The sequence below is a fragment of the Pseudoxanthobacter sp. genome (assembly GCF_036822375.1).
Taxonomy (GTDB): Bacteria; Pseudomonadota; Alphaproteobacteria; order Rhizobiales; family Segnochrobactraceae; genus Pseudoxanthobacter.
The window spans coordinates 2,803-14,554 of sequence record NZ_DAISHT010000083.1; the positions used below are offsets into that span (position 1 = coordinate 2,803).

Below are 11,752 nucleotides of genomic sequence, written 5' to 3' on the forward strand. Positions count from 1 at the left end.
GCGACACGACGATGTTGGGCTCGTCGTCGGCGATCAGAACCTTTGCCCCCGCTGCAGATGCCCCCGCTGCCTGTGTCCCGGCCGTCTGCGCGCCTGTTGTCCGGCCGTTTGTTGTCTGCGCATTCATGGCGTGTTTCCTCCTTCGGGCCGCAGCGGCAGGCTGAACGCGAACTGTGCGCCCCGGCCTGTTGCCGGCTCCAGCCACATGCGGCCGCCGGACTGTTCCACGATGCGGCGGCTGATCGGCAGCCCGAGGCCCGTGCCCGGTGGCCGCGAGCCGGCCGCGCCGCTCTGGCGGAACGGCTCGAATATGGTGTCGCGGTCGGCTTCCGGCACCCCCGGGCCGTTATCTGCGACCGTCACGATCAGGCTGTCGCCGGCCTGCTGCAGCGTCAGAATGGCGCAGCCGTCACGCGCGGGCACGAACTTGGCGGCGTTGCCGAGCAGGTTCAGCAGCACCTGCTTCAGCCGGTCGGCATCGGCCCGGACCGGCGGAACGGCCGCCGGCAGGCGGGCGGCGACCTGCGCCCCGCGCGCACTGAAGAGCGGCCGGCTGATTTCCACGGCGTCGGCCGCCAGCCGGGCGAGGTCGACATCGCCGGTTATCAGGCCGGCATGGCCGGACCCGAGTTTGGCCAGATCGAGCATGTCGTTCACCAGCCGGCCGAGGCGGCTGCTCTCCGCCACGATGATGCGCAGGAAGCCGGCGCGCTCGTCCCCGGTCATGTCGGGGGTGTCGAGCATCAGTTCCGCCAGCGCGCGGATGGCGGTGAGCGGCGTGCGCAGTTCGTGGGCGAGCGCGGCGGTGGCGTCGTCGCGGCGGTCTTCAGGGGGGGCTGTGTCGTCCGGTCCGGCGGTCATAGCAGGTCGAACCGGTAGTGGCGGCCGAGCCATTGCTTGAAGCCGCGCACGATGGCGAGCGAATCCTTCAGCGCCTGCCGGTCGAGGGTGCCGAGGGTACTGAGCGGCAGGCTGTTGCCCGGCGCTGCGCCGGCCGCGATCTGGCGCAGGTTGCCGGCCAGCTTCAGCCCCATCAGGCAATGCAGCGCATCGCACAGGTCGCGGCCGAGGCCGGCTTCCATGTGCCCCGCCGCCACCAGCGCGTCGATGCGCGCCATGGTGCCCTGTGCATGCACGCGATGTTCAAGCGCAAGGGCGCGCACGCCGTGCACGATGGGGAAAATACCGAGCTTCTTCAGGTCGATCTCGGCCGCCTCGCGGCCGCGCAGGCCGGGCAGCCGCGACCACCACGAGGTGCTGTCGCTGAACTGGTCGACGGCCCGCGCGAAGCGGGCAAAATAAGGCGCATCGCCCTGCAGCAGGCGGTCGAGATGGGCGTGCAGTGCCTCCAGCAACCCGGCATCGCCGGTCACCACCGCCGCATCGAGAAAGATCGCCAGATGCATCGGCCCGGTCGGGTCGGGGTCGAACAGCCAGTGGCGCAGCGTCTCGCGAAAGGCCCCGAGGCTCTGGCACCACTGCGGGCGGCTCAGCATGATGCCGCCGGGGCAGGGCGGATAGCCGAATTCGATCAGCTTTTCGGTAAAGGCGGCGGTGACGGCCTCCAGCCCGGGGCAGGTGAACCCGTCGCGCAGGATAAGGGCGTTGTCCTGATCGGTCTTGATCAGCTGTTCGCCGCGCCCCTCGCTGCCCATGACCAGCAGGCAGGCGTTGTCGCGCAGATCCGGCGGCGCCAGCAGCTCCCACAGGCGCTGGAACAGGCGGCGGTTGAGCTCGCCGACCAGTTCGCCGATGACCTCGACGCGCACGCCATCGCCCTGCAGGTCGGCAATGAGGGCATCGACCTCGGCGGCGGCGGCCTTCAGCTCGTCGGTGCTGGCTGCCTCGGCGATCTCCAGCGCGATCAGGTGGGAGTGGCTGGCCACGAAGGCCATCAGGTCGATCTGGCTGAGCAGGCCGACGATCGCCCCGCTGTCGTCGCGCACCACCACGCGGTGGATGCGGTGGCGCAGCATCAGCAGCATGGCGCCCTGCAGGTCGTCGTCGAGCGAAACGGAAAGCGGCCGGAAGGTGGAAACCTCCCGCACCGGCAGCAGATGCGGCGGCGTTTCGCGCAGCAGCGCATCGCGCAGGTTGGTGGTGGTGAAAACGCCGGTGCGCTCGCCGTCGCGCACGAGGGCATCCGTCAGGCCCTTCTGCGACAGCATGCGGCACAGGCTGACGAGATCGGTATCGCCCTCCACGAAGAAGGGCTTGCGCACATAGGCATCGCGCACGCGCGAGGCCATGACGGACATGAACTCCCGGCGCTCGTGGCGCCGGGAGCGGGCCCGCGCGGCGGCGGGCGGATCGTTCGGGGCCTCGCCGACGGCAGGGGGGAGGGGGGAGACCCCCTCCGTTGCCGGCTGCTGGCGAGTATCTGCCTGGCGTGTGTGTGCCATGACGGCTGCCCCGGTGCGTGTGCCTCAGTGGTCGGAGGCGGATGCGGCGCCGATGCCGGTTTCCGAACGCACTTCCTGCGCCGGGAAGGCCGCCCGGTCGATCGCCGCACGCCGGCTCTTGTCGGTGATCGAGAAGAACCAGATACCGGCGAAGGCGAGCGCCATGGAGAACAGCGCCGGCGAGGTGAACGGGAACGGCGCGGACCCGACCGGGTTGCCGAGCGTGACTTCCCACACCGAAGGCGACAGCACGGTGAGGATGACCGACGACGCCAGACCCAGGAAGCCGCCGATGACGGCGCCGCGGGTGGTGCAGTCCTTCCACAGCATGGAGAGGAAGAGCACCGGGAAGTTGGCCGAGGCCGCCACCGCGAAGGCCAGAGACACCATGAAGGCGATGTTCTGCTTCTCGAAGGCGATGCCCAGCAGCACCGCGATGGCGCCGAGGCAGATGGTGGTGATGCGCGAGACCTTCAGCTCCTTGTCGCTGTCGGCCTTGCCGCCCTTGATCACGGTCGCATAGAGATCGTGGGAGACCGACGAGGCGCCCGACAGCGTGAGGCCGGCCACCACGGCAAGAATGGTCGCGAACGCCACCGCCGACATGAAGCCGAGGAACACGTTGCCGCCGACCGCATGGGCCAGATGCACGGCCGCCATGTTGTTGCCGCCGATCAGCAGGCCCTTGGCGTTGAGGAAGTCCGGGTTGACCAGCACAAAGGTGATGGCGCCGAAGCCGATGATGAAGGTGAGCAGGTAGAAGTAGGCGATCCAGCCGGTGGCCCACATCACGGACTTGCGGGCTTCCTTCGCGTCGGGAACGGTGAAGAAGCGCATCACGATGTGCGGCAGGCCGGCGGTGCCGAACATCAGCGCCATGCCGAAGGAGATGGCCGAGATCGGGTCCTTGATGAAGGTGCCCGGGCCCATGATGGCCTGACCCTTGGCGGCCGCCTGTTCGGGCGTGGTGCCGGCAACGGCGGCGGCGATGTTGGTCTTCACGTCCACCGCGGCCGCAAACAGCGCCTCGGGGCTGAAGCCATAGTGCATCATGACCATGAAGGCCATGAAGGTGGCGCCGCCGAGCAGCAGGCAGGCCTTGATGATCTGCACCCAGGTGGTGGCCGTCATGCCGCCGAACAGCACGTAGACCATCATCAGGATGCCGACGAGCACCACCGCAATCCAGTAGTCGAGGCCGAACAGCAGCTGGATGAGCTGGCCGGCGCCCACCATCTGGGCGATGAGGTAGAACGCCACCACGACGAGGCCGCCGGAGGCGGCGAACACGCGGATGGGGCCCTGAGCGAAGCGGAAGCCCGCCACGTCGGCGAAGGTGAACTGGCCGAGGTTGCGCAGACGCTCGGCCATCAGGAAGGTCAGGATCGGCCAGCCGACGAGGAAGCCGATGGCATAGATCAGGCCGTCGAAGCCGGTGGTCATCACCGCGGCGGAAATGCCGAGGAACGAGGCCGCCGACATGTAGTCGCCGGCAATGGCAAGGCCGTTCTGGAAGCCGGAGATACCGCCGCCGGCGGTGTAGAAGTCGGCCGCCGACTTGGTGCGGCCGGCCGCCCACTTGGTGATGAACAGGGTGAACAGCACGAACCCCGCGAACATCACGATCGCGGTCCAGTTCGTCGCCTGCTTCTCCACATGGCCGAAATCGCCGCCGGCGGCGAGCGCCGGGGCCGACATCAGCATCAGGCCGGCCGTGCCCGCGGCACCGGCAAGAAGGGTACGGATGCGGTTCACTTCAGCACCTCCGCCTTGATCTTCTCCGACAGCGCATCGAACTCGCTGTTGGCGCGGCGCACATAGATGGCCGTGATGAGAAGGGTGAAGATGATGACGCCGAAGCCGATCGGAATGCCCCAGGTCATGACCCCGGTGCCGATGCGGGCGGCGAGCACATCCTTCTTGAAGGCGATGAGCACAATGAAGCCATAATAGACGACGAACATCGCAAGGGTCAGCAGCCAGCCGAACCGCGATCGCGTTGCCTTGAGGCGCTGATAGTCTGGATTAGTCGCAACGCGTGCGACCAGCGAATTATCCATGGAAGCTCCCTCTCCCACCCGCGGGTCATTGTTTTGTGTGGGTGCGGATCTGGCCCGTCCGGGGTGTTTTTCCGGGGATTTCGATCCGCCCCACGCGGCGCACGCACCGCCGGCGCGGAGTGCCCAGAGCAGCCCCGTGCGCGGAAACCGGCGCGTCGTTACGGTGTCGGTCCGGACGCGCGCGGCGCCGGAACCGGGGCGGCAGGGGCATCCGAAAGCCGGCATCCGCGTTTCAGGCATCCGGTGGCAGCGGCCCCGGTGCAGCGGATACGGTAAGCGGAACGGCCCGGCCACCCAGCCAGAACGAGACATGAGTTGGCATTCCGCGCCCTGACATCCTCCCTGCGCAGGCCTGCGGAATGTCCGGCCTTCCGGCGGTGCTGTCGCCTGAAGCGGGCCTCATGACCGCCTCTCCGGCGGGCTGAGGCCTCGCAGCGATTCTTGATGCGCCGATGGCCAGTCTGCAAACATTAAGCGAGCCCTGCCCGCGATGCGACCTAGACTTAAGTCCAGTGTCGCCGGCCCGCCGGGTGCGGGAAGCCGCCATGCCCGCTGCGTGCCGCCCGGTCACCCTGTATATCAGGCATCGATATGCTGTAACTGCGCGGAAATAGGCCGGTCATCTGTGTTATTCCGGCTTCTCAGGCCCGCCTGAGCCGTGTCATCCGGCGCTTTCCGGTATCGTCCGTGGGGCCAGTTGGTCATCCGGATGGTCGCCCGCTTCAGTAATGCCCTGCAGGGCGCGGAATGCCGATGGCGAAATCTCGGTCCAGCGCGTGAAAGCACGGGTAAAATTGGCGTGTTCTTCATAGCCGAGGGCGGCGGCAATTTCGGCAACGGGCATCGGAGTTGCCGTGAGAAGGTGCACGGCGCGGCGCCGGCGGGCGAGTTCCAGCAACTCCCGATAGAAGAATCCCTCGGCGCGCAGGCGGCGCTGCAGGCCCTGCACGCCGATGCCGGCGAGGCGGGCCGCGCCCTCGATATCGCTGTGCCCCTCGATCAGGCGCAGGGCGACGATGGCCGAGAACGAGCGCACGGGTTCCGGAGCATCGGCCAGAATCACGTCGTCATAAAGCGGCACGGCGGCTTGTGATGCGGCGGCTTGCGACGCGGCGGCCTGCTGCGGGCCGGCGGCGGCGTGCCACAGGGGGTTCGGGGCGGCGAGCTGCGCCTCTGAAAGCGCAAGGCCGACGCCCGGTCGCTCGAAGCGCAGCGGGGCGCCGAGGCGGCGTTCGATCTGCGCGGCATCGGCATCGCGGGCATAATCGAGGTCGATCCAGTCCGGCCACCAGCCGGGCCCGAGGAACAGGCGGGCGAACCCGATCATCGGCAGGATCTGGTGGTCGCTGTGCTGCCGGTCGCCTGTCAGCAGGCGCGAGCGCGTGGCCCGCCATATCCAGCGGGTGCCCTCGCACGTCAGGCTGAAGCGGAACGAGGCGGTCTGATGGGCGTGGCTCGTGTCGTTCACGCTGCGGATGGCGGCCCGCAGATCGCTGGCGACCGCGCTCCGCTCCGCCCATTCGCCATAGCCGGCACAGGACATCCGCTCGCCGACGAGAAGGCCGAAGGTCCGGTCGCCGAGCACGCTGCCGGCGCGGGTGAACAGGCCGATCATGCTCGTGGTCGGGATCGGCATGCGGCCGAGTTCCGCCGCCGCCACCGGCAGGCCCTCGGCTGCGAGCACCCGGTGCAGCGCCCGCTCGCCGGCGCGTTCTTCCAGCAGTTGCGGCAGGGGCCCGAAGCCGATGGCCCGGACAAGGGGAACCAGTCCGTTCTTCTTCATGGAAGCACACCACAAGCCCGGCGGAGCGACGATCCGGCGCCTGTTGGCGGCGGGGGACCGGCTGGCGCGGTGCCGGCCGAAATCGCGGCGGCTGACACAAAATGATAAGGGCCGGCGCGGGCCCCCATGGCAAAGCTATAGCCCGTTGCCGGTCAGTCGTAAATTTGCGCCATAAATTATAGCTTCAAAATAGTCGTGATCGAAAAATTGTATTACGAAATTCATAATTCCAAGAACTTTATACTAAATATCTCATCAAACAAGATAAAGCCGTTCCCGGCCATTTATGGCGGCCGTGAGGCGCCAGCCCTGCCACAGGCGGGCGCGGCGTGACGATTGCGATGGTCGCCGGCTGGCCCCGGTCTCTTCCGGGCGGCCCCGGCGACGTTTCCGTTTCATCTGTCCTCACCGCAGTGCGTGGCGCGCGGCGAGGCAACCGGCCGTGCGCTGCCCCCGGCGCCCGGCAATATCGTTCAGGAGACGATTGATATGCGGCGTACCTGTCTGGCGACGGCCTTCATTGCGGGACTGGTCGGTTCTGCGTCCGGTCAGGAGGCGAGCGAGGCCACGATTGCAGCCAACAAGGCCCTGCACGACTATCTGCCTTTCGAGGATCAGACCGATTTCGAAAATGCCACGCGCGGCCAGATCGCCACGCTGGAAGTCGAGCAGATCACGGCGCCCGACGGCACGGTGATCTATGACATGGCGCAGTTCGACTTCCTCAAGGGAGAGATGCCGGAGACTGTCAACCACAGCCTGTGGCGCCAGAGCAAACTCAACGCCATCCACGGGCTGTTCGAGGTCGTCAAGGGCAACATCTATCAGGTGCGCGGCTTCGATCTGGCGGTGATGAGCTTCGTGCGCGGCGAGAACGGCTGGATCGTCATCGATCCGCTGACGGCCACCGAGACCGCCGCGGCCGGCTACAAGCTGCTGCGCGAGCGCGTTGAGGATCTGCCGATCACCGCCGTCATCTTCACCCACAGCCATGTCGATCACTTCGGCGGCGTGAAGGGCATCCTGACGCCGGATGAGATCGCCGCGCGCAAGATCCCCGTGATTGCTCCGGAAGGGTTCTTCGAGGAGGCGGTCAGCGAGAACCTGATCGCCGGCAACGCCATGAGCCGGCGCGCCAGCTACATGTACGGCAACCTGCTGGAGAAGGGGCCGCAGGGCTCGCTGGGCTCCGGGCTGGGCCCGACCACCGCCGCCGGCACGGTGACGATCACGGAGCCGACGGTCACCGTCTCCGACACGCCGACCGAGATGAAGGTCGACGGTGTGGACATGATCTTCCTCAACACGCCCGGTGCCGAGGCACCGGCGGAGTTCATGTTCTACATCCCGAAATTCAAGGCGATGATGCAGGCGGAAGAAATCAACCACACGATGCACAATCTTTACACCCTGCGCGGTGCCAAGGTGCGCAACGGTGACAAATTCGCCAAGTATATCAACGATACCATCAACCGCTTCGGCGATGACGTGCAGGTGAGCTTCGGCAGTCACAACTGGCCGACGTGGGGCAACACCGCGATCGTCGAATTCTGGAAGGGGCAGCGCGATACCTATCGCTATCTGCACGACGAAACCCTGCGTCTTGCCAACAAGGGCGAGACGATGGTGGAAATCGCCGAGCAGATGCAGCTGCCGGACAGTCTGGCCAGGAGTTTCGCCAATCGCGGCTACTACGGCACCGTGAACCACAATGCCAAGGCGCAGTATCAGCTCTATTTCGGCTGGTTCAGCGACAATCCCTCGCAACTGCATGAGCTGCCGCCGGTCGAGGAAAGCCGGAAGTTCGTCGAATATGCCGGCGGTGCCGATGCGGTGATCGCCCGGGCAAAGGCCGATTACGCGGCCGGCAATTATCGCTGGGTCGCCACGGCGCTGAACCACGTCGTGTTCGCCGAACCCGCCAACAAGGCGGCGCGGGACATGCTGGCCGATACCCTGACGCAGATGGGTTATCAGGCCGAGAGCGGCCCCTGGCGCAACTTCTACCTTTCCGGTGCGAAGGAATTGCGCGACGGTGTGGTGCGCACGGCCACGCCGGATGCCGCCTCGCCGGACATGATCCGCGCGCTGCCGCTCGGTATCTATCTCGATTATCTGGCTGTGCGGCTGAATCACCCCAAGGCGGCCGGCGCGGATATTGCGCTCAACTTCATCCTGCCGGACGTGAACCAGACCTTCACACTGACGGTGACGAACGGCGTGATGAACTATACGACCGGTCGCCAGAACGCCGGTGCCGACGCCACGGTCACCATGAACCGCAGCCTGCTGGACGACATCAACCTCGGCCAGACCCGGCTCGTGGATGCCATGCAGGCCGGCCAGGTTCAGGTCGACGGCAATCAGGATAAGGTCGTGGAGTTCATCGGCCTGCTCGACAGCTTCGATTTCTGGTTCAACATCGTGACGCCGTAAGGCGCAGGGGGCGGGCGGCGGCATGCGGCCGCCCGCCCGTCCTCAGCGCTTCGCAGCCGGGGCACGTCCTGCCGGCGCGAGGCGGCGGGTTGCTGCGGCCACCCCCATGCCGAGCAGGGCGGCCGCGCCGGAGGCGGCGAAAATGCCGGCCTGTCCGACCAGCGGCACCAGCAGGCCCGCCAGCGGGCCGGTCACCACCAGCGCGGCATCGAGAAACACCGTGTAGACCCCCAGCGCCGCCCCGCGGCTGCTGCCGGGAAAGTGGCGCAGCATTTCCACCCCGAGCGCGGGGAAGACGAGGCCGAAGCCGGTGCCGGCCACCGCCGCGCCGGCCAGCGCCAGCGCCGGCACCGGCGCCAGCCAGATCGCCGCCAGTCCGGCCGCCTCGGCCGCCAGCGACAGCACCGCCACCCGCCGCCCGCCGAGCCTGTCGATGGCCCCGCCCAGCACCACGCGCCCGCCGGCGAAGAACGCGCCGAACACGGTGATCATCAGCGAGGCGCCGGGCCAGCCGTTGGCGACGAACAGCAGGCTGGCAAAGCTGGCGACAGCCCCGAAGCCGACCGCTCCCAGCATCAGCGCCACGCCATAGGGCAGCACCACGCCGGCCGTGCGGCCCATGGCGGTCCCGGGGCCGGCGATGTGCCGGGCCGGGGCATGCAGCAGGGCGATGGCGAGGCCGGTTGCGGCGGCGGCCACCGCCGCGATGCCGACCAGCGTCAGCCCGCCGGCGGCAAACAGCGCCGCCCCCAGCGGTGCGCCGGCGGCAATGGCGCCATAGGCGGCCACGCCGCCCCACGACATCACCCGTGCGGCATGCTGCTGGCCGAGGCGGGCGATGTTCCAGGTGATGGTCGCGGTGCCGGAGCAGCTTTCGGCAACGCCCATCACCAGCCGGCTGACCAGCAGCACGGCAAACAGCGGCCCGGGCGGCAGTGCGCCGAGCAGCCCGGTCGCCACCATGGCGAGGCCGGAGACCAGCGCGCAGCCGGTGCCGATCAGCACCGTGCGGCGCGATCCGATGCGGTCCGACATCCGCCCCACGAACGGGCGGGACAGCACCGTCGTCAGGAACTGGATGCTGACGGCAAGCCCCGCCAGCACCAGCCCGTAGCCCAGCCTGTCGATGACGAACCCCGGCAGCACCGCCAGCGGCAGGCCGACGCCGAGATAGGTGCAGAAGTTGACGAAGGCGATGGGCAGAATGCGCAGCGAAAGCGTGACGCCGGTCTCGGCGCGGGCCGTCGCGGGGGAAGCAGCCATGGGTCTGACAGCTCCTGAACGATTAGGCCGAACGCGGCAGACCGGGAATCCGCCCGAGGCTTGAATCGGTGTAGCCGCCGTCCATGCACAGGCTCTGTCCTGTCATGAAGGCCGCGTCGGGACCGAGCAGGAAGGCAACCGCGCCGGCCACGTCGTCCGGTTCGCCCACCCGCCCCAGCGGCACGATGCGGTCGCGCTCGGCGGCGACATCGGGGTTGCGGTAGATGGCCGCCGTCAGCGGCGTGCGGATCATGCCCGGCGACACGCTGTTGACGCGCACGCCGTCGCGCCCCCACTCCTGCGCCAGCTGACGGCACAGCATGATGACCGCCGCCTTGGTGCAGGAATAGGCGCCGTGGCCGGCGTGGGGTGCAAGGCCGGAAGCGGAGGCCACCGCCACCATGGCGCCGCGGCAGGCGGCAAGCGCGGCATGGGCGGCCTGCGCCAGCAGCCATGTGGAGCGCACGTTGACGGCGAACAGGCGGTCCCAGTCCGCCATCGCCAGACCGGCCAGCGGCCCCGGCGCCGTGATGCCGGCATTGGCAACGACGCCGTCCAGCCGGCCGCAGAAGCCGAGGGCCCCGTCGACGAGGGCGGCCGGCACCGCCGGATCGGCGAGATCGCCATAGAGCGCGATGGCCTGTGCGCCGAGGGCGCGCACGGCGGCCAGCGTTTCATCCATGGCGCGGCCCGGCGCGGCCCCGGCCAGCGCGATGCGCGCGCCGGTGCCGTGATCGCGGGCAAGGCGCAGGGCAATCCCCGCGCCGATGCCCCGGCTGGCGCCGGTGACGAGAAAGCCACCGCCGCTCATGCCACAGGAACCGCTGCCGCTCGTGCCACAGGAACCGCCGCTGCTCATGCCACCAGCCCGCTTTCCGCCAGTGCCCGGGCCGCCGCCTCGTAGGCGCGGCAGGTGATGTCCATCTCGTCGCGGCCATGGGCAAACGACATGAACAGCCGGCCCCACGGCGAGGGCAGTGTCACCACGCCGTTGCGGCGGGTCGCCTCATAGGTCAGCGCGGTCGCCTGCGGGCGCAGGCGGGCCTTCGCCTCCTCATAGGTGCGCGGCGCTTCGGCGGCGAACCACAGCGAAAACACCGCATCGAAACCGGGCGTGACGACCGGAATGCCGCGGGCGGCGAAGATGTCGCCGATCGCGCTGCGCAGGCCGGCGCCATAGGCATTGAGGGCGGCATAGGCCTCGTCGGTCAGCAGCGTCATGGTGGCTTCCACCGCCGCGGCCACCAGCGGGTTGCCGTGGTAGGTGCCGAACCGCACCACCTCGCCGCGTTCCACCACCTCGAAGGCGGCCGGGGTGCCGAGGACGGCGGCCACCGGAACGCCGCTGCCGATGGCCTTGCCCATGGTCACCAGATCGGGGGTGAGGCCGAGCTGCTCGCTGACGAGCCGGGCGCCGAGGCGCAGGCCGACCATCACCTCGTCGGCAATGATCATGGTGCCATGGGCGCGGGCCAGCGCCGAAAGGCGCTCGAAATAGGCGCGGTCGGGCACGAGGCAGCCGGTGTTGCCCAGCATCGGCTCGACCAGAATGGCGGCGAGTTCGGAGCCGTATTCGGCAAAGAGCTGTTCGATATCCTGCATCTCGTTGATGCGGAACAGCGTCATCTCGTCATGGACCGGGCGGGTGTTGGCGCGTTCGGCTTCCGGCGAGCCGACGAGGCCGAAGCGCACCGGATCGAACCAGCCGTCGTAACCGCCGACCGCCTTGGCCACCAGCCGGCGCCCGGTGGCGCCGCGGGCGATGCGGCAGGCCAGATGCACCGCCTCGGTGCCGGTGGTGACGAAGG

9 protein-coding genes are annotated in these 11,752 nt (G+C 68.4%); 1 reads left to right on the forward strand and 8 read right to left on the reverse strand.

Features of this window, described 5'->3' with window-relative positions:
* Nucleotides 1-123 precede the first annotated feature (123 nt).
* The 5 genes from V7067_RS09740 to V7067_RS09760 form a co-directional block, all read right to left on the reverse strand.
* The gene (locus tag V7067_RS09740) at nucleotides 124-861 is read right to left on the reverse strand and encodes a HAMP domain-containing sensor histidine kinase (protein ID WP_334175700.1); all 738 of its coding nucleotides are present in this window, start codon (nucleotides 859-861) and stop codon (nucleotides 124-126) included.
* The gene (locus tag V7067_RS09745; protein WP_334175701.1) at nucleotides 858-2,258 is read right to left on the reverse strand and encodes a DUF294 nucleotidyltransferase-like domain-containing protein; all 1,401 of its coding nucleotides are present in this window, start codon (nucleotides 2,256-2,258) and stop codon (nucleotides 858-860) included. Before V7067_RS09745 ends, V7067_RS09740 begins: the two co-directional genes overlap by 4 nt.
* A 168-nt stretch (nucleotides 2,259-2,426) precedes the next feature.
* Complete coding sequence (locus tag V7067_RS09750; RefSeq protein WP_334175708.1) at nucleotides 2,427-4,106, reverse strand: cation acetate symporter; 1,680 nt, start codon at nucleotides 4,104-4,106, stop codon at nucleotides 2,427-2,429.
* Between the two features lie 47 nt (nucleotides 4,107-4,153).
* Nucleotides 4,154-4,462 carry a DUF485 domain-containing protein gene (locus V7067_RS09755; protein ID WP_334175702.1) on the reverse strand — a complete coding sequence of 103 codons (309 nt, stop codon included), beginning with the start codon at nucleotides 4,460-4,462 and terminating at the stop codon, nucleotides 4,154-4,156.
* Nucleotides 4,463-5,123: 661 nt separating this feature from the next.
* On the reverse strand, nucleotides 5,124-6,245 hold the full coding sequence (locus V7067_RS09760) for an AraC family transcriptional regulator ligand-binding domain-containing protein (RefSeq protein WP_334175703.1): 1,122 nt from the start codon (nucleotides 6,243-6,245) through the stop codon (nucleotides 5,124-5,126).
* Between the two features lie 489 nt (nucleotides 6,246-6,734).
* Between V7067_RS09760 and V7067_RS09765 the strand changes: the two genes are divergently transcribed.
* Entirely contained in the window at nucleotides 6,735-8,681 is a 1,947-nt protein-coding gene (locus V7067_RS09765) for an alkyl sulfatase dimerization domain-containing protein (protein ID WP_334175704.1), read from the forward strand.
* A 42-nt stretch (nucleotides 8,682-8,723) separates the two neighbouring features.
* Here the strand turns inward: V7067_RS09765 and V7067_RS09770 are convergent, their stop codons facing one another.
* The 3 genes from V7067_RS09770 to V7067_RS09780 form a co-directional block, all read right to left on the reverse strand.
* Entirely contained in the window at nucleotides 8,724-9,944 is a 1,221-nt protein-coding gene (locus tag V7067_RS09770) for an MFS transporter (RefSeq protein ID WP_334175705.1), read from the reverse strand.
* A 22-nt stretch (nucleotides 9,945-9,966) separates the two neighbouring features.
* The gene (locus V7067_RS09775; RefSeq protein WP_334175706.1) at nucleotides 9,967-10,755 is read right to left on the reverse strand and encodes an SDR family NAD(P)-dependent oxidoreductase; all 789 of its coding nucleotides are present in this window, start codon (nucleotides 10,753-10,755) and stop codon (nucleotides 9,967-9,969) included.
* Nucleotides 10,756-10,799: 44 nt separating this feature from the next.
* The coding region (locus V7067_RS09780) for an aminotransferase class III-fold pyridoxal phosphate-dependent enzyme (protein ID WP_334175707.1) at nucleotides 10,800-11,752 on the reverse strand (953 nt) is incomplete at its 5' end.

Coding starts and splice junctions, on each gene's coding strand:
- V7067_RS09750 (WP_334175708.1), bottom strand. CDS start 4,106: ATGCTGATGTCGGCCCCGGCGCTCGCCGCCGGCGGCGATTTCGGCCAT.
- V7067_RS09755 (WP_334175702.1), bottom strand. CDS start 4,462: ATGGATAATTCGCTGGTCGCACGCGTTGCGACTAATCCAGACTATCAG.
- V7067_RS09770 (WP_334175705.1), bottom strand. CDS start 9,944: ATGGCTGCTTCCCCCGCGACGGCCCGCGCCGAGACCGGCGTCACGCTT.
- V7067_RS09765 (WP_334175704.1), top strand. CDS start 6,735: ATGCGGCGTACCTGTCTGGCGACGGCCTTCATTGCGGGACTGGTCGGT.
- V7067_RS09775 (WP_334175706.1), bottom strand. CDS start 10,755: ATGAGCGGCGGTGGCTTTCTCGTCACCGGCGCCAGCCGGGGCATCGGC.
- V7067_RS09740 (WP_334175700.1), bottom strand. CDS start 861: ATGACCGCCGGACCGGACGACACAGCCCCCCCTGAAGACCGCCGCGAC.
- V7067_RS09745 (WP_334175701.1), bottom strand. CDS start 2,258: ATGTCCGTCATGGCCTCGCGCGTGCGCGATGCCTATGTGCGCAAGCCC.
- V7067_RS09760 (WP_334175703.1), bottom strand. CDS start 6,245: ATGAAGAAGAACGGACTGGTTCCCCTTGTCCGGGCCATCGGCTTCGGG.